Raw genomic sequence first — 16,791 nt, forward strand, 5'->3', positions numbered from 1 at the left:
TACTTATGCAAGAATGTTAAACATGAATGATTTGGAATACAAAGTTAATCATTTGATTTTCAATATGAAATTATTTTTTTAGAACGCCTTTTTTTTGAATATTTTGTAATTTTATTTGTTTTAATATGGATTATGGTGTAAGATTTGCTGTGCATATTGTTAAAAAAAGTAAATTTATCTTGAAATTGAGATTTGTAATTAAAATACCTTTTTTGACAAATGAGTAAAATTCCTGTTTATTTTATGCCTGGCTTGGCGGCTAGTCCTGCTATTTTTGAAAGAATTAAGTTAGACGAATCTGTTTTTGAAACTCATTTACTTGAATGGGAGATTCCGAAGCCTAAAGAATCTTTATCTGATTATGCAGTTCGAATTGCAAAGAATATCAAACATGAAAATCCGGTTTTGATTGGCGTATCTTTTGGGGGTATTTTGGTTCAGGAAATTTCAAAACATATTAAGGCTCAAAAGGTAATTATTATTTCAAGTGTCAGAAGCAATGTTGAATTTCCGAGAAGAATGAAAATTGGGAAAACAACAAAAGCCTACAAATTAATTCCGATGAAGCTGATTTTAAATATCGAAAATCTGGCTAAATATTCTTTCGGAGAAAAAGTAAATAAACGCATTAAATTATACGAGAAATTTTTAGCTGTACGAGATCTTAATTATCTGCAGTGGGCTGTAGAATCAGTTATTTTATGGGATCGAAATGAAGTTGATGATAACGTAATTCATATTCACGGCGATCAGGATGATGTTTTTCCTATAAAATATATTAATAAATGTATTGTCGTAAAAGGCGGAACACATATTATGATTCTCAATAAATATAAATGGCTGAATGAGAATTTGCCTTCGATTATATTGGAGGATTAAATATTTTAAATTCCAATTTTTTGAGCGTGTAGTTTGTCATCCTGAGGAACGAAGGATCACACTTGTAACTCGACAAAGATTGGCGAAATACTGTATGGAATTTCTAGTGTGATCCTTCGTTCCTCAGGATGACAAAACTATCCGGAAAATCTGCGGACAGAAAAAATCTAAAATCTAAACTCAACAATCTAAAATAAAAAAAATCCCAAACTCTTTTTTAGAATTTGGGATTTTAAATATTATGATTTGAAAAAATTAGATTTTTTTCATTTGTTCTTTCATCATAGAAATCTGTTCTTTCAGCATTCCTTGTTTGTCTAGTTTTTTAGCTTCAGCTAATAAATTAGTCGCTTCAAGTTTTCTTCTTCTTGACATTGCAACTCCTGCAAGGTTTAATTTTGCAACTGCTAAATCCATATCCATAGATAAACCAAGTTCAATTGCTTTTTTGAAATGTTTCTCAGCCTGAATAAGATTAGTTTGAGATAACATGATTCCGTGAAGGTAATTGAAATAACCTTGTTGTTTTCTTACTAATGCCGCTTCAGGATTTTTAATATATGCCAACCAGCTTTTAGCTCCTTCGAAGTCTTGTTTTCTTAATTTAAGGAAGGCTAAAAGAATAAATTCATTTTTAAAGTAAAGAAAAATTGGAATTGCAGTCAATAATATAAGAAAGATTCCATTTCCGATATTACTTTCTGTAAATTGCCAAATGCCAGCTACAACAAGAAGTCCGGCTAAAATTAGTTTAATATTTTTGTGAAACATAATTAATGTAAATTTGTGATTGCAAATATAGTAAAATGAATTAAAAATATTTTTATTAAAGTGCTTGCCAGAAAAAAAAGTCTTTGTATATTTGCACTCGGTTTTTGAGCAACGATATTCAAAACCAAGAACGAGTTAATTAGATACCATTTTTAAAGATACAAAGCAATGAGCAAAAGAACATTTCAACCATCGAAAAGAAAAAGAAGAAATAAGCACGGATTTATGGACAGAATGGCTTCTGCGAATGGAAGAAAAGTTCTAGCGCGTAGAAGAGCAAAAGGAAGACATAAATTAACTGTTTCTAGCGAGCCTAGACACAAAAAATAATGTTTGTATAAACATACATAAGGCGATTACTTTTTTAGTATCGCCTTTTTTTATACCTTGTCGGTAAAAATTTTCTCAACTTTCTAGTTTTTAGTATACTAGAAAAGTTTTTTAAAGTACTTATATAACTACACAATACATACAAAATGCCTAAAGACACATCAATAAAATCAGTTTTAATAATAGGTTCAGGACCTATTGTTATTGGTCAAGCTTGCGAATTCGATTATGCAGGATCACAATCTGCACGTTCGATTCGTGAAGAAGGAATTGAAGTTATCTTGATTAACTCGAACCCAGCAACGATTATGACCGACCCATCGATGGCCGATCATATTTATTTGAAACCTTTAACTACAAAATCGATTATTGAAATTCTGAAGGAACATCCACAAATTGATGCTGTTTTGCCAACTATGGGAGGACAAACAGCCTTAAACTTGTGTTTGGAAGCTGAAGAAAAAGGAATCTGGCAGGATTTCGGAGTAAAATTAATCGGTGTTGATGTAAACGCGATCAATATTACAGAAGACAGAGAGCAGTTTAAACAGCTTTTAGAAAGAATAAATGTACCAACTGCACCTGCAAAAACGGCTACTTCTTACCTAGAAGGAAAAGAAATTGCTCAGGAATTTGGTTTCCCACTTGTAATTCGTCCTTCGTTTACGCTTGGAGGAACTGGAGCAGCTGTGGTTTACAAAAAAGAAGATTTTGATGAGCTTTTAACTCGTGGTTTAGAAGCTTCTCCAATTCACGAAGTTTTGATCGACAAAGCTTTAATGGGATGGAAAGAATACGAACTAGAGCTTTTAAGAGATAAAAACGACAATGTTGTAATTATCTGTTCGATCGAAAATATGGATCCAATGGGAATCCACACTGGAGATTCGATTACAGTTGCACCTGCAATGACATTATCTGATACAACTTTCCAAAAATTACGTGACTACGCAATTTTGATGATGAGAAGTATCGGAAATTTTGCCGGAGGATGTAACGTACAATTCGCAGTTTCTCCAGATGAAAAAGAAGATATCGTTGCGATCGAAATTAACCCTCGTGTATCTCGTTCTTCTGCTTTAGCATCAAAAGCAACTGGTTATCCAATTGCAAAAATCGCTTCTAAACTAGCTTTAGGATACAATTTAGATGAGTTACAAAACCAAATTACAAAGTCTACTTCGGCTCTTTTTGAACCAACTTTAGATTATGTAATCGTAAAAATACCACGTTGGAACTTCGACAAATTTGAAGGTTCAGACAGAACTCTAGGTCTTCAGATGAAATCTGTAGGTGAGGTTATGGGAATTGGGCGTTCTTTCCAGGAAGCACTTCATAAAGCAACTCAATCTTTAGAGATTAAGAGAAATGGTTTAGGTGCTGACGGAAAAGGATATAAAAATTACGAACAAATTATCGAGAAATTAACTTATGCAAGTTGGGATCGTGTTTTTGTAATTTATGATGCTATTGCAATGGGAATTCCATTGAGTACGATTCATGAAATTACAAGAATCGATATGTGGTTCTTGAAACAATACGAAGAGCTTTATATTTTAGAAAAAGAAATATCAAACTACAAAGTTTCAAATCTTCCAAAAGAATTATTGCTTGAAGCGAAACAAAAAGGTTTTGCTGACAGACAATTAGCGCACATGATGAGTTGTTTAGAAAGTGAAGTTCACACTTTGCGTATGGACAAGAACATTAACCGTGTGTTTAAATTGGTTGATACTTGTGCGGCTGAGTTTAAAGCAAAAACACCTTATTACTACTCAACTTTTGAGGCTGAAATCGAGAAAGCAAACGGAGAACGTTACGTAGATAACGAAAGTATCCTAACAGATAAAAAGAAAGTGATCGTTTTAGGTTCTGGACCAAACAGAATTGGTCAGGGAATCGAGTTTGATTACTCTTGTGTACACGGAGTTTTAGCCGCAAAAGAATGTGGTTACGAAACGATCATGATTAACTGTAATCCTGAAACGGTTTCTACAGATTTTGATACTGCTGATAAATTATACTTCGAACCAGTTTTCTGGGAACATATTTATGATATTATTCAGCATGAAAAACCAGAAGGTGTAATTGTTCAGCTTGGAGGTCAAACGGCTCTTAAATTAGCTGATAAATTATCTAAATACGGTGTGAAAATCATCGGAACTAGTTTTGACGCACTTGACTTGGCAGAAGACAGGGGACGTTTCTCTGATTTATTGACAGATTTACATATTCCTTTCCCAAGATTCGGAATCGCTGAAACGGCTGATGAAGCTTCAAAATTAGCAGACAGTTTAGATTTTCCACTTTTAATTCGTCCTTCTTATGTATTAGGAGGTCAGGGAATGAAAATTGTAATCAACAAAAAAGAGCTTGAAGAGCACGTTATCGATTTGTTGAAAACAATTCCAGGAAACAAATTATTACTAGATCACTATTTAGCCGGAGCAATCGAAGCTGAAGCTGATGCAATCTGTGATGCTGATGGAAATGTTTACATCATCGGAATTATGGAGCACATTGAGCCTTGTGGAGTTCACTCTGGAGATAGTAACGCAACATTGCCTCCTTTCAACTTAGGAGAATTTGTAATGCAGCAAATTAAAGATCATACGTATAAAATTGCAAGAGCTTTAAAAACGGTTGGTTTAATCAACATTCAGTTTGCAATTAAAGACGATACAGTTTACATCATCGAGGCAAACCCAAGAGCTTCAAGAACGGTTCCGTTTATTGCAAAAGCTTACGGAGAACCTTACGTAAACTACGCTACAAAAGTAATGTTAGGCCACAATAAAGTAACTGACTTTGATTTCAATCCGCAATTAAAAGGATATGCAATCAAACAACCAGTTTTCTCTTTCAGCAAGTTCCCGAATGTAAACAAAGCATTAGGACCAGAAATGAAATCAACAGGAGAAAGCATCTTGTTTATTGATGACTTGAAAGATGATCAATTCTACGAATTGTATTCTAGAAGAAAAATGTATTTGAGTAAATAATCTCAGATTGCTAATATAAAAAAGACTCTAATTATTTAGGGTCTTTTTTTGTTTTTAGGGCGTAACAAAAAAAATAAACCAACTAAAAATGTTGGAAGCCATATTATAAATGAAATTTGTCCGAGGAAGCTTAAAACTGAATTAATGTGACTGTTGCTTGTAAATAGGCTTATGCCTAAAAACCACATTAGAATACTTAAGAAAATCAATAAAAGACCAATTTTTGTATATCTATGCATTTGACTTCGTTTTAAAACATTGCAATAAATTTATAAATTTTATTTAATAAAAAAGCTCCAGAATTATTTGGAGCTTTTTTACTTTAATTGATTTTGCTGTTAGTTTGCAACATCATATTTATAATTAAATGTTCCCTCGGTTACTTTTGTTGTAACAGGATTGGTTGCACTTATTGGTTTTAAGTAATTTTCAACGCAGTTAAAAGAAAATGTTCCTGCCACTGTCTTAGCTTTTAAATCAATTGCTGTTATTGATAAAGAGCCTTCAACTGGATATTGGCTTTTTGCTTTACTGTTGAATGATGTTTCAATTTGTGTTTTAGAAGCATCAAATGTTGCTGCTGTAATAGGGTAAGTTCCAATTTTTAGATTGGTTCTTTTAATGTAAAGTCTAATTTCATCTATTACATTTTTTCTTCCTACTAATTGAATGTATTCTTTAGTTGGGTAATAATCAAATAATGGTTTTGTAGCGGTATTTGTGTTTAACGGATTATTCATTTCCCACAATGCATCATCAATTTTTGCAGTCATTGCATATTGTGTAGTAATAACGCCTGGACTTTCGATGTCACTTGAGCAGCTGTTTAATACAAAAAGGAAAAGAATTAGTAGGATTTTTGGTGTTTTCATTGATTGATTTTAAAGGTTTGTTAGGCAGTAAATGTAAAATATATTTTGTTAATATAAATACTGTTTATAAGAAGAAATTATGTTTTCTTAAACAAAAAAAGCTCCAAAATTATTTGGAGCTTTTTCTGATTATAAAGTAAGATTGATGATTATTTTATCAATTGCTGTAAAGGCTTCAATTGTTCCATATCGATTTTTGATTTTTGCAGAACCGACATAATTGTCATAATGTTATTCGGATTCATGTTTTTTCCGAGAACACGGACCACGGCAAAACCATTTTCTTTTCTGTTGGCAAAAACTACAAACTCTTCGATGTTTTCATCTGTGCCAACATAGCTTATTGAAGCGCCGTCTTTGCCAGAACCCACTTTCATCAATTGCTGATATTTCGGGTTTTTTAAAATGGCATTTACTTTTGTGCGTTCTGTTTCAAATTCGGCTTGATTTTTATCTGTTGCTTTAAAAGCTAAAATGTTCATTTTGTCAAATGACTTTAAAGCTTCGGCTTGCTCTGCTGATAATTTGGCTTTGTCTATATTTAAAATATTAGACGAAACATCAATTGCAATAAAGTCCTTTTTCTCATTATTTTCGACAAAATACTTTTGCAATGAAGGTTCAGAATTGCAGCTTATCAAAGTTAGCAATGCTATAAGGGCTGAGGTAAAAACACGACTTTTCATGATTATTTTTTGCCTTTAGAGGCTTTTTTTAAGTCAGTTCCACCAGGAAGCTGCATTTTATCTGTTAATACTGAAATTTCGTTTAAGTCAAAATTACCTGTTAGCGATAATAAAACAGTTTCGTCATTTTTTGCACCGTCAACAAACATCAGCAATTCTTTGATTTGTGTGTCGCTTGCTCCGGATTTTACCATTATTTTGACATTTTTACCGCTATCGTTTACACGCATTAATTCTTCAAGACCTGCAGTTTTGATGTATTTATCAGCAGAAGCTTTCATATCAGCTTCAATTTTAGGATTTTTTGTTGTAAACACTTTTAGGTAATCTAATTTTTTAATCAGATTAATGTATTGCTGTGTTTCTTTATCAGAAGCATCAACTTTTACCTTGCTCATTAAATCGAACATTTTTTTGTTTACAATTACTGATGTTACATCGTCTTGACCATCAAATTTGTCAAAAGCACCTTGTGCGTAGAATGAATGTGTGAAAAAGGCGAAAACTAGTGTTATAATAAGATTTTTCATTTTTGATTGAATTTAATTACTGTTTAAAGATTTTGTTTTTTGATTGTTCATATTCGTTAATGTATTGCACACTTTCAATACCTACATTAACATTGTTTGATAATAGTGCCAAAGCTTTTTGCGTTGCTGCGAGAGCTTCTTCGGGATTATCATAGGTTCCTAATTCTGACTGCGCTACAGCTGGAGCTGTATCTTTTTCGCTTGCAAAGAAATAAGTCCCAATTCCGAGTAAAACAACAGCAGATGCTGCAATCGATAACCACGCCACATTTCGTTTCTTAGTTTGTAGTGGAATTTCCTGCGTTGATTTTTGTTGTTTTACCTGAGAGAAATATCCAAACATTGGCTGATATTGCTCTAAATGCTGCGCAACATTTGGAGACGAAAAGTATTCTTTTAATTCTTTTTCTTCAGCAATAGTGGTTTCTCCCTGAAAGTATTTTTCTAATATATTTTCTATTCTATCTAATTCCATAACTGTGTGTGTTAACCATTGATTCTCTAATTTTTTTTCTCGCTCTCGAAAGTGCTACTCTAATAGCCGTTTCATTCATGTTGACAATTTTCGCAATTTCATCAAATTCATATTGTTCAACATCGCGAAGCTGAATTAATATTTGGAGCTGCTCTGGCAGCTGATTTATAATTTTTTCGACCCATTCCAAACTGTCAGAATCTTCTAATTTTTTGTCCAATTGAGGTTCCCGGTCTGTAAAATTGTTGTGTACAATTTTGAGATTTCCGGCTCTTTTAGATTTTAATTGATCCAGACAATAATTTTTTGTCATTGTCATGGCTACTGCTTCGATATTATTATAGGAATCCAAATTGTCTTTTTTGTTCCATAATTTTGCCATCACTTCCTGAGTGGCATCTTCAGCCTCTTCAGTACTTGTTAGCAATCTTTTTGCCAGACGAAAAATTTTGTCTTTAAAAGGATTAATTAATTCTATAAACACATTCTGATTCATAAAATTTGGTTGGTTATTCGTTAGCTTATATAGTCAAGACGAGGCACTATTATTTTTGTTACAGCCACTTTTAAAAAAAAAATGATGAAAAAATGAAATAAACTTGATAGAGTTAAAACTAAAGGTAGTATTTTTACGTTAATAGATTACCAAGAACATTTTTTATGAAAACAATATTAAAGAGTTTACTACTAATTTTTTTGCTTGCCTTTACTTTACAGTCCTGTGAAGATCAGGATGATGTAGAAGCTCCGGCAACTTTACAAGTAAATGATTTTATCTGGAAAGGATTAAATGAAGTTTATTTGTGGCAGGCCGATGTGCCAAATTTAGCTGATGATAGATTTAGCAGTCAAGCAGAATTAAACTCGTATTTATCTGGATATTCAGACCCAAAAGAATTGTTTCAAGATTTATTAAATAAGCCAATCAGTAAATATCCTGCTACAGCAATTGACCGTTTTAGCTGGATTGTTGATGATTATACTGTTTTAGAACAAGAACTTAACGGAATCACAAAAAATAATGGAGTAGATTTTGGACTAATGAGAGTTGCCAGTGGCTCAAATGATGTTGTAGGCTATGTACGTTATATTGTTCCAAATTCCGATGCTTCAACAAAAGCTATAAAAAGAGGTGATTTATTTACGGCTGTAAATGGTACAAAACTTACGGTATCTAATTACCAATCATTATTGTTAGCTCCAGATAGTTATACTTTAAATCTTTCTGATTACAATGGTTCAGCTTTTGTTTTGAATGGCAAATCCGTTGCTTTGACGAAAACGGTTTTAGAAGAAAATCCAATTTTAATTAATAAGGTAATTACTTCTGGCGGTCATAAAATTGGCTATTTAATGTATAATGGTTTTTATTCGGATTATGATGTTAAACTGAATCAGGCTTTTGGCGAATTAAAAGCACAGGGTGTTACAGATTTAGTTTTGGATTTAAGATATAACGGAGGCGGTTCTGTACGTACATCAACTCGTTTGGCAAGTATGATTACAGGTCAATTTAACGGAAAAATATTTTCGAAACAGCAATATAACTTAAAATTAATGGCTACAATGACTACAGATGATCTGGAGTCTTTGAACCAAAGATTTGTAAACAATATTGACGGTACGGCTTTAAATAGTTTGAATTTATCAAAGGTTTATATTTTAACAACTTCGAGCACGGCATCGGCAAGTGAATTAGTTGTTAATGGTTTAAAACCGTACATTGATGTTGTTCAGATTGGTGAAACAACGATTGGAAAAAATGTTGGTTCATTTACCGTTTATGATTCTCCGACTTTCACAAAATCTAATGTAAATCCAAATCATAAATATGCAATGCAGCCTTTGGTTTTTAAAATTACCAATGCTCAGGATTTTGGAGATTATACTTCTGGCTTAGTGCCTACATATGTACAGTTAGAATATGTAAGCAGTTACGGAGTACTTGGAGATCCAGCAGAACCATTATTAAATTTGGCAATTTCTAAAATTACCGGAGCTACTGCTAAAAAGATTCAAACCGATAAAAGTTTTGTTTTACCTTACATAGACGATTCGAAAAAAATAAACGGATTACGAAATGATATGTATTTAGAAACTGTTCCAAAAGGGTTTTCAAAATCATTAAAATAAAAAAAAAGGCTTTCAGAAATGAAAGCCTTTTTTTCAAAAAAAATCCAAAAACTAATTTAAAAATAAAGGTATATTAATTGTTGAAGTAAAAACCATTTGGTCCAACTCCCACAGTTAATTCTTTTTGTGATATACCACTTAAGTTGTAGATGTAAGCTTTGCTGTTTGATCCGAAATCGCCACCATCAGCAATATAAATTTTATCATTGTTTACGGCAAATCCATAAATATAACCGTCTTTTGACAATGTTGTTGTTACAATTGGAGTGGTTGCAGCTGTTGTCGCATTAGTATTGATTGCATATGTTGAAGCGTTTACAGTGTAGTAGATTTTATCATTGTACACATCTAAGTAACCTGCACTCCCTTGAGATTGTGGAATTGTAATTTTTGAAGTTGATTTATCAGCAAGTTTCACTTTTATAATTTCGCTGCTTGTTGCTGAAGGATTTCTTAAGATATATAATATACCATCTTTTGCTTCCATACTATCAGCACTATATCCAATAGTTAAAGGTGCTTCCAAAGTTTTTGTAGCAGGATTTACGACTAATAATTTATCGTTTGAATATGGCTCAGTAACGTATAATTTACCATTTTCCAACAAAATTCTGTTTGCCGTTGCATTCAATTCAATTTTAGATTCAAATTTGTTTGTTGCTAAATCAATTACTGCAATATAATCGTCAGTAATGCTAGAAAAACTATTTGCATTAGTTACATATGCTTTTCCGTCTTTTACAACACCATATCTTGGGTTTGCAAGGCCACTATCAATTTTTGCAACTAATTTAAAAGTGTAACGGTTTACCACGTTAATTACTTTTGATCCACCAGCAATTATATAAGCGTTGTCTCCGTCAAAAAAGATATTTTGAAGATATACTCCAGCGAAATCTCCAGCATTTGCAGTTTTGTAAACATCAGCTGTAAAATTGGCTAAATCATCACTTGCAAAAGAAACTGATCCACCACCAGAATTTCCTTCGTTTAAGATGAAAAATCCTTTATCATAAACTCCCTTTGGGTCATTATCATCATCGTTAGAACAAGAAACAAAAAGCGATGCGCTTATTGCTAATAAAAATAATCTAGTTAATTTCATTATATTAAAATTTAAGGTTTAAGTACAAATTAAAATTTCTTCCTGGCATTGGTCTATTTTCAAGGCTTTCATAATTTTCGTTCCAAAGATTTAATACTTGAAATCCAAGTTTGAAAGAACTTAAAAATTTAAAATCATAATCGATTCCGATATTTGAGATCGTATAAGCATCAACTATTTCATTCGGATCATTATCTGCTTGCGTGTATACAAATCCATTGTAAAGGAATTGGTAGTAAGCTGAAATTCGGTTTCTTGAATACGAAACTGCTGCGGTTGCTTTATTAAACGGAACAAAAAACAACTGTTTGTCAGTTTCTGTGTTTTCTGATACCGTGTATGCGTAAGTGGCATTGGCTCCAAAATAATTTTTGCCATATTGTTTTTTCCAACTTAGCAAAGTTTCAGCGCCATAACTATTTACTTTGTCCGTGTTTTCGGGTCTCCAGATGCCCCCGCTTCCTGGAACCCATCGTAATAAATCGGTAATTTTGATATAGTAAACTGTTTGCGTAAGCGAAATGTTTTTAAAAGTAAAAACATTTCCAATTTCCGCCTGATATGAACTTTCTGGTTTCAAATCTGGATTTCCACCTTCTTCCCAATATAAATCGTTGAAAGTTGGGATTCTGAAATTTCGGGATAAATTCAACTTTAAATTATACAGTTTTCCAAATTGATAAGAAGAACCTAAATTGAATAAAACAGGTGATTTGTAATTGTCTGTGAATTCTTTTCGAATGCCAAATTCATTCTTCCAATCTTTAGAAAAATCTTGTTTTACTAATAATGCCGCAGAACTGATTTCGCGCGTATTATCACCAAAACCGCTTCCGAAGCCTTTAGTTCGGTTATAATCTAAAATTCCATTTACTTGAGTTGATTTGAAAATTGTATATCCCAAATCAGCTTTAGTAATTAAGCTTTCTGTTTTTCCGTAAGTGTACTGATTAAGAGAATTGTCAGGGTAGTATTGGTAATTTTCGAAAATATAAGCCGTTTTGAAATTGGCTTTAAACTTGCCAAAATCACCATCATATTCCAGTAAATTTCTGTTGAAACCGTTTACGTATTTACTTGGAGTTTCAGTTTCTGTTATTAAAGAAGTATTTCGGTCGGTGTTAGAAGTCTGAGTATATAATTTTAAACTGTTTTTTGCATCAAATTTATATCCCAAATTGGCGCTAAGGGTGATAACATCGTATTGTCCGTTTTGGTTCCAGCGTTGTTCACCTTTCCAGGTATATCTATTCAGATATTTATAATCGTTTGTCGAACTGTTTTTTGAGAAACCAATTTGTGCGCTCCATTTTTCGTTCGAAATATTGGTTTTATAATTGATTCCAATTGTATTGAAACTTCCGTAATCAAGTTTTAAATTATTCTCAAAACGATTATAAAATGCCAAATCGTTGTTTAAATGGACAGTTCCACCCACGGCACCGCTTCCATAAATAACACTTCCGCCACCCGCTTTTACACTAATAGAATTATAATCGGCACTGGAAATTGTATTAAAATCGGTGCTTCCATTCATTTGTGAATTGATGTTGATTCCATTCCAAATCACTGCTGTTTGTGATGAAGTCGTTCCTCTAAAAGCAACCGTCGAAAGCATTCCACGACCGTATTCTTTAAAATAAATAGTGGAATTGAAATTCAATAAATCAGTTAATAAAGCCTCATTTTTATTGATAACAGAATCATTGAGTTTTAAAACAGATTGCGAAGCAGAGTATTTCTTAAGATTGGAATCTGAAACCAAAACTTCTTTCAGACTGGTAATAGAATCTTTCTGCGCCCAAATAAACTGGCACAACAATAATAAACTAAAAGCGAAATGTTTTTTTAAAGTCATAATTTCTACACTCTTTTTCCCGAGAGTTCGATCTTTGTTTCAAAGGCAGGTCTCCTGGCTTGCGTCTTGTTGTTTACCTTCCCATCACGCAAGGCGTGACAGTGGTTTGCAGTTACAACAAGCATTCTTTTCAGAACTAAGCTTACAGTTGCGGGTACAGCTCAAGATTTTACTTGATTCCCTTTTAATGTGTTTTTTTATTAAAACACAACCTTAATTTTGCGCAAAGATAAAGTTAAAATTATTGAATTTTCAAATTTGTTTTACTTTTTCAGATAAATTCTGAACAAAAGCGTTGTCAAAGCTCAATTTTAATGACTTGGCCAAAATCAACTTTATTTTGAAAAGCTTCTTTCAAAGGCAATGAAGTTTGATGACATAAGATACTTCTGATGATTCCGGCATGTGCAACAATAATAATGGGATGTTTTATGTTTTTCGAAATTTCGTTCAACAAAAAGTCGCCAATCCGATCATGCAATTCTACAAAAGATTCTCCATTTGAAACCTTGATATTCACGAAATCTTCCATCCAGGGATTGAGTTGTTCGGGCGGAATTTCGTTCCAGTTTTTGAGTTCCCAATCGCCAAAATTCATTTCTTTTAATCGGTCATCTTCGTGATAGGATATTGTTTTAATGTTATTTTGGATGTGTTTAGCCAAAGTCACACAACGCTTCAAAGGACTAGAATAAATAATTGCTTCAGAAGGTAGCTGCGAAACAATTTTATCAAAAATGATATTAAAAGGAGTTGCAATTTCGACATCTGATTGTCCGTAGCAAATTCCTTTTTCGCAAACTGTTTCGGTGTGGCGAACTAGATAAATTTCCATATGAAAAGAAAACTTAAATAAAAAATAACTTCACAAACTTGCTGTGTTGCACCAAGGCAATCGCCCGTATATCCGCCAATCCATTTTTGAAAATATCTTGCTAAAAAATATCTCGTCAAAAAAACAGGAATTAAAATCAAAATCGTTTTTATCTCAAAAGAGAAATAGGAGAGTGCCAGCAACGGAATTAATCCGAAGAAAAAAGATCCAAAAATTTCTTTCCAAGTATGTTGTTTTGCAATCGGTTTGCTTTTACTTGTTGCATCATCTCGTGAATATTCATGAGTAAAAATAATACTGATTGCAGCCAAACGGCTTAAAGAATGAACTGAAATAAATAACAAGAATAGTAGAAAATAGTTGTTGTCATTTTTGAAAATTAGAAGTGATTCTGAAAGCAATTTGAATTTGGCCAAAAACAATAAAACAAGTCCAATTGCTCCATAAGCGCCAATTGCACTGTCTTTCATAATCATCAGGATTTTTTCCTTTGTCCAGCCGCCGCCAAAACCATCGCAAACATCTGCAAAACCATCTTCATGAAATGCTCCGGTTGTTAGAATAGACGCGATAATTGCAAAAATTACAGCGGTTTCTATAGAAAGAAATAACGAAAAAAGATAAAAAGCCAGAAATGAGATGCTCCCGACAATCCAGCCGATAAAAGGAAAATATCGTGTGGCTTTGTTTAAATAATCAGGATGATGCGTAATGTTTTTTGGACAAGGAATTCGGGTGTAAAACATTAAACAGGTAAAGAAGATGTGGAGTTCTTTTTTCATTAATTATTGTTTTTCTATTTAGTATGTCATTTCGACGAAGGAGAAATCTCCGCGAGTAGCTCGACAAAGATTGGCGATATGCATTGCGGAGTTGCTTGTGGAGATTTCTCCTTCGTCGAAATGACAAAATTGAGAATAAATCATCATTAAAACAGTATAATTATTTTATAAAAACAGAATATTATTTGCGACTAACTCCAGCGCTTTCAAAACTAGCCATTTCATTCAAAAAAGCCTCGGCCGATTTTAAAATTGGAAAAGCAATTGCACAGCCGGTTCCTTCTCCCAAACGCAAATCCAGATTTAAAATAGGTTTTGCATTCAAGTATTGAAGCAATTTTTGATGGGCATTCTCAGCAGAGCAATGGCAAAAAACAGCATTTTGTATAATTTCAGGATTCATTTTGGTTGCAATTAAAAATGCAGTACTGCAAATAAACCCGTCAACCAGAATCAGCATTTTATTTTCGAATGCAGTCAGCATTCCGCTTGCCATTTGCAGAATTTCGAAACCTCCAAAGAAAGCCAATTGTTCTTTCAATTCGGCTTGACCGGAATAATTTTCAATTGCTTTTTTGAGAAGATTTTGTTTCTGAATTAATTTTTCATCGACAACTCCTGTGCCTTTTCCAACACATTGCTCGATAGGAAAACCGGTCAAAAGACTCATTAAAACCGAAGCTGTTGAAGTATTTCCAATTCCCATTTCACCAAAACCAATGCAGTTTGAACCTGTTTTTGCAATTTTTTCAACAATTGATTTTCCTTTTTCAAAACACAATTGAAGTTCCGTTTGGCTCATGGCGGGCACATGCAGGAAAGATTGTGTTCCTTTAGCAATTTTAGCGTCAATCAGTTTTGTATTTGTAGGGAAATCATAATTGACACCAGCATCTACAATTGATAATTGAATATTGTTTTGTTTGCAAAAAACATTAATTGCCGCGCCTCCTTCTAGAAAATTATTCACCATTTGGCGTGTCACATCTTGCGGATAAGCGCTTACGCCATGATTTGCAATTCCATGGTCGGCGGCAAAAACAACCATATTTGGATTTGTGATTTTTGGAGTTAAAGTTTCAAAAACTGTTGCTATTTGAAAAGCGAGCGTTTCTAAAGTTCCTAAAGCGCCAATTGGTTTTGTTTTTGAATCTATTTTTTCTTGAAGAAGTTTATCAAAATCGGTTGGAATTTTATTTTTTGATGTGAAATTAGTTGTAATTTCTGAAACAGAACTTTCGTTTACATTTTGAATTTCTGTACAAATTGACGTTTCCGATTTTTGTTTCCAATGCAATTGCTGCAACATTGGTTGATTGTTATAATTTGTTGCCGGTTTTCCAATGCAGAAATAACCAAGCGGTTCAATATTTTCAGGTAAATCCAGAATTTTTTTAAACTGATAATAATTTAAAATTGAAACCCAGCCCATTCCGTAGCCTTGTTCTGTAAGTGAAAGCCAAATATTCTGTGCCGCACAAACCGAACTAAATTTCACCGCTTCATTGCTGCCAACGGTTCCAATTGTGAATTGATTTAAAACCGAACGATCATAAGCAATTATAAGTCCGATTGGAGCTTCTTCAATAGCTTCCAGTTTTAGGGATCTGTAAAGTTCTTTTTGTTCAGGATTATCGGTAAGTTCTTCGGCTTTTTTATTATAATCTAAAAACAGATTTTTAATAGCTGTTTTGACTTCAGAAGATTTTATGAGATAATATCTGGTAGCATCCGTTAACCCGACAGAAGGCGCCCAATGTCCTGCCTGCAAAGCTTTTTGAATTACTTCATCAGGAACTTCATCGGCTGTAAAATGTCGAGTGTCGCGGCGTGATTTTAAGATATCATCTAAACTAGTCATAAATTCCAATTTTTTTAAATCCTCAATTCCAAATTCATTGTGAATGTGATTATCCTTTTTTTGTAAAGGTACTTTAGTATATTGGAATTTGGAATTTAAAATTTGGAATTTTCCCCTTTGATTTTAACCGGAATTCCAGAAACCATCAAGAAAACTTCATCAGCATTTGATGCTAAAAACTGATTCATCCAGCCTTGCAGTTCTGTAAATTTTCTGCCAATGTGAGTATCGGCGTGAACACCCATTCCAATTTCGTTGGTCACAATTATTAATGTGGCATTTTGTTGATTGGCAATCGAAAGAAATTCTTTTTTTGCTTCTTCTAAAGACAAAGAAACATCATTTTTAGTATCAACAAAAAAGTTAGTCAGCCAAAGTGTGACACAATCAATAAGTGCAACTTTTCCTGAAAAATCAATTTCGCTAAGATATTTTTCTTTCTCAATATTAGTCCATCGTTCATCACGTTCTTGCTGATGACGATTAATACGATTTTGAAAATCGGAATCCCATTTTCTCGCTGTTGCAACATAAAGAGGCGAATCAGAAAGTTGTAAAGCTAAGTTTTGAGCATAATGGCTTTTTCCTGATCTTTCACCACCAGTTATCAAGTATATCATTTTTTTGTTGAGTTATAAATTATGAGTTATGAGTTTCGTTTGGCAAGTTATG

At 33.1% G+C, this 16,791-nt stretch carries 16 protein-coding genes and 1 riboswitch; of the genes, 4 read left to right on the forward strand and 12 right to left on the reverse strand.

The features are described from left to right. Window positions 1–219: 219 nt before the first annotated feature. Window positions 220–879, forward strand: coding sequence for a YqiA/YcfP family alpha/beta fold hydrolase (locus tag ACNFIH_RS16955; protein WP_035649700.1), 660 nt, complete (start codon window positions 220–222; stop codon window positions 877–879). Between the two features lie 255 nt (window positions 880–1,134). On the opposite strand, the gene ACNFIH_RS16960 is transcribed toward ACNFIH_RS16955, so the two are convergent. Beyond that, window positions 1,135–1,650, reverse strand: a complete 516-nt coding sequence (locus ACNFIH_RS16960; RefSeq protein ID WP_035649699.1) for a hypothetical protein — start codon at window positions 1,648–1,650, stop codon at window positions 1,135–1,137. A 168-nt stretch (window positions 1,651–1,818) separates the two neighbouring features. Between ACNFIH_RS16960 and rpmH the strand changes: the two genes are divergently transcribed. After that, complete coding sequence (gene rpmH / locus ACNFIH_RS16965) at window positions 1,819–1,980, forward strand: 50S ribosomal protein L34 (RefSeq protein WP_008464848.1); 162 nt, start codon at window positions 1,819–1,821, stop codon at window positions 1,978–1,980. A 146-nt stretch (window positions 1,981–2,126) separates the two neighbouring features. Next, window positions 2,127–4,982: a carbamoyl-phosphate synthase large subunit gene (gene carB / locus ACNFIH_RS16970; protein ID WP_426484014.1), complete on the forward strand. Its 2,856-nt coding sequence runs from the start codon at window positions 2,127–2,129 to the stop codon at window positions 4,980–4,982. Window positions 4,983–5,320: 338 nt separating this feature from the next. Here the strand turns inward: carB and ACNFIH_RS16975 are convergent, their stop codons facing one another. From ACNFIH_RS16975 to ACNFIH_RS16995, 5 genes are all read right to left on the reverse strand, one after another. Next, the gene (locus ACNFIH_RS16975) at window positions 5,321–5,854 is read right to left on the reverse strand and encodes a DUF6252 family protein (protein WP_426484015.1); all 534 of its coding nucleotides are present in this window, start codon (window positions 5,852–5,854) and stop codon (window positions 5,321–5,323) included. A 149-nt stretch (window positions 5,855–6,003) separates the two neighbouring features. Then, a complete protein-coding gene (locus tag ACNFIH_RS16980) occupies window positions 6,004–6,540 on the reverse strand; it encodes a DUF4252 domain-containing protein (RefSeq protein ID WP_035649693.1) in 537 nt (178 codons plus the stop codon). Window positions 6,541–6,542: 2 nt separating this feature from the next. Then, window positions 6,543–7,070 (reverse strand): DUF4252 domain-containing protein, encoded by a 528-nt coding sequence (locus ACNFIH_RS16985; protein ID WP_035649692.1) that lies wholly within the window; start codon window positions 7,068–7,070, stop codon window positions 6,543–6,545. A gap of 16 nt (window positions 7,071–7,086) precedes the next feature. Then, window positions 7,087–7,545, reverse strand: a complete 459-nt coding sequence (locus ACNFIH_RS16990) for a hypothetical protein (protein ID WP_426484016.1) — start codon at window positions 7,543–7,545, stop codon at window positions 7,087–7,089. Further along, window positions 7,532–8,041, reverse strand: coding sequence for an RNA polymerase sigma factor (locus ACNFIH_RS16995; protein ID WP_426484017.1), 510 nt, complete (start codon window positions 8,039–8,041; stop codon window positions 7,532–7,534). Before ACNFIH_RS16995 ends, ACNFIH_RS16990 begins: the two co-directional genes overlap by 14 nt. Before the next feature lie 164 nt (window positions 8,042–8,205). Here ACNFIH_RS16995 and ACNFIH_RS17000 point away from each other — a divergent pair, with 164 nt between their 5' ends. Continuing rightward, complete coding sequence (locus ACNFIH_RS17000) at window positions 8,206–9,678, forward strand: S41 family peptidase (RefSeq protein WP_426484018.1); 1,473 nt, start codon at window positions 8,206–8,208, stop codon at window positions 9,676–9,678. A 73-nt stretch (window positions 9,679–9,751) separates the two neighbouring features. Here ACNFIH_RS17000 and ACNFIH_RS17005 read toward each other — a convergent pair whose 3' ends face one another. The 6 genes from ACNFIH_RS17005 to cobU form a co-directional block, all read right to left on the reverse strand. After that, window positions 9,752–10,783 (reverse strand): YncE family protein, encoded by a 1,032-nt coding sequence (locus tag ACNFIH_RS17005; protein ID WP_426484019.1) that lies wholly within the window; start codon window positions 10,781–10,783, stop codon window positions 9,752–9,754. 4 nt (window positions 10,784–10,787) lie between these two features. After that, window positions 10,788–12,641 carry a TonB-dependent receptor plug domain-containing protein gene (locus ACNFIH_RS17010; protein WP_426484020.1) on the reverse strand — a complete coding sequence of 618 codons (1,854 nt, stop codon included), beginning with the start codon at window positions 12,639–12,641 and terminating at the stop codon, window positions 10,788–10,790. A gap of 27 nt (window positions 12,642–12,668) precedes the next feature. Further along, a riboswitch (cobalamin riboswitch) is annotated at window positions 12,669–12,872 on the reverse strand. A 67-nt stretch (window positions 12,873–12,939) separates the two neighbouring features. After that, window positions 12,940–13,476 (reverse strand): alpha-ribazole phosphatase, encoded by a 537-nt coding sequence (cobC, locus tag ACNFIH_RS17015; RefSeq protein WP_426484021.1) that lies wholly within the window; start codon window positions 13,474–13,476, stop codon window positions 12,940–12,942. Then, entirely contained in the window at window positions 13,461–14,258 is a 798-nt protein-coding gene (locus ACNFIH_RS17020) for an adenosylcobinamide-GDP ribazoletransferase (RefSeq protein WP_426484022.1), read from the reverse strand. The genes cobC and ACNFIH_RS17020 overlap by 16 nt, the downstream gene beginning before the upstream one ends. A 181-nt stretch (window positions 14,259–14,439) precedes the next feature. Then, entirely contained in the window at window positions 14,440–16,119 is a 1,680-nt protein-coding gene (gene cobT, locus ACNFIH_RS17025) for a nicotinate-nucleotide--dimethylbenzimidazole phosphoribosyltransferase (RefSeq protein WP_426484023.1), read from the reverse strand. A 95-nt stretch (window positions 16,120–16,214) separates the two neighbouring features. Then, window positions 16,215–16,739, reverse strand: a complete 525-nt coding sequence (cobU, locus tag ACNFIH_RS17030; RefSeq protein ID WP_426484024.1) for a bifunctional adenosylcobinamide kinase/adenosylcobinamide-phosphate guanylyltransferase — start codon at window positions 16,737–16,739, stop codon at window positions 16,215–16,217. Between the last annotated feature and the right edge of the window lie 52 nt (window positions 16,740–16,791).

It is taken from the genome of Flavobacterium sp. 2 (genome assembly GCF_049949195.1).
In the GTDB taxonomy this organism is placed as follows: domain Bacteria; phylum Bacteroidota; class Bacteroidia; order Flavobacteriales; family Flavobacteriaceae; genus Flavobacterium.

What these genes read in the sequence shown, in the direction of transcription:
- ACNFIH_RS16955 (WP_035649700.1), top strand. Translation starts at nt 220, where the DNA reads ATGAGTAAAATTCCTGTTTATTTTATGCCTGGCTTGGCGGCTAGTCCT.
- ACNFIH_RS16960 (WP_035649699.1), bottom strand. Translation starts at nt 1,650, where the DNA reads ATGTTTCACAAAAATATTAAACTAATTTTAGCCGGACTTCTTGTTGTA.
- rpmH (WP_008464848.1), top strand. Translation starts at nt 1,819, where the DNA reads ATGAGCAAAAGAACATTTCAACCATCGAAAAGAAAAAGAAGAAATAAG.
- carB (WP_426484014.1), top strand. Translation starts at nt 2,127, where the DNA reads ATGCCTAAAGACACATCAATAAAATCAGTTTTAATAATAGGTTCAGGA.
- ACNFIH_RS16975 (WP_426484015.1), bottom strand. Translation starts at nt 5,854, where the DNA reads ATGAAAACACCAAAAATCCTACTAATTCTTTTCCTTTTTGTATTAAAC.
- ACNFIH_RS16980 (WP_035649693.1), bottom strand. Translation starts at nt 6,540, where the DNA reads ATGAAAAGTCGTGTTTTTACCTCAGCCCTTATAGCATTGCTAACTTTG.
- ACNFIH_RS16985 (WP_035649692.1), bottom strand. Translation starts at nt 7,070, where the DNA reads ATGAAAAATCTTATTATAACACTAGTTTTCGCCTTTTTCACACATTCA.
- ACNFIH_RS16990 (WP_426484016.1), bottom strand. Translation starts at nt 7,545, where the DNA reads ATGGAATTAGATAGAATAGAAAATATATTAGAAAAATACTTTCAGGGA.
- ACNFIH_RS16995 (WP_426484017.1), bottom strand. Translation starts at nt 8,041, where the DNA reads ATGAATCAGAATGTGTTTATAGAATTAATTAATCCTTTTAAAGACAAA.
- ACNFIH_RS17000 (WP_426484018.1), top strand. Translation starts at nt 8,206, where the DNA reads ATGAAAACAATATTAAAGAGTTTACTACTAATTTTTTTGCTTGCCTTT.
- ACNFIH_RS17005 (WP_426484019.1), bottom strand. Translation starts at nt 10,783, where the DNA reads ATGAAATTAACTAGATTATTTTTATTAGCAATAAGCGCATCGCTTTTT.
- ACNFIH_RS17010 (WP_426484020.1), bottom strand. Translation starts at nt 12,641, where the DNA reads ATGACTTTAAAAAAACATTTCGCTTTTAGTTTATTATTGTTGTGCCAG.
- cobC (WP_426484021.1), bottom strand. Translation starts at nt 13,476, where the DNA reads ATGGAAATTTATCTAGTTCGCCACACCGAAACAGTTTGCGAAAAAGGA.
- ACNFIH_RS17020 (WP_426484022.1), bottom strand. Translation starts at nt 14,258, where the DNA reads ATGAAAAAAGAACTCCACATCTTCTTTACCTGTTTAATGTTTTACACC.
- cobT (WP_426484023.1), bottom strand. Translation starts at nt 16,119, where the DNA reads ATGACTAGTTTAGATGATATCTTAAAATCACGCCGCGACACTCGACAT.
- cobU (WP_426484024.1), bottom strand. Translation starts at nt 16,739, where the DNA reads ATGATATACTTGATAACTGGTGGTGAAAGATCAGGAAAAAGCCATTAT.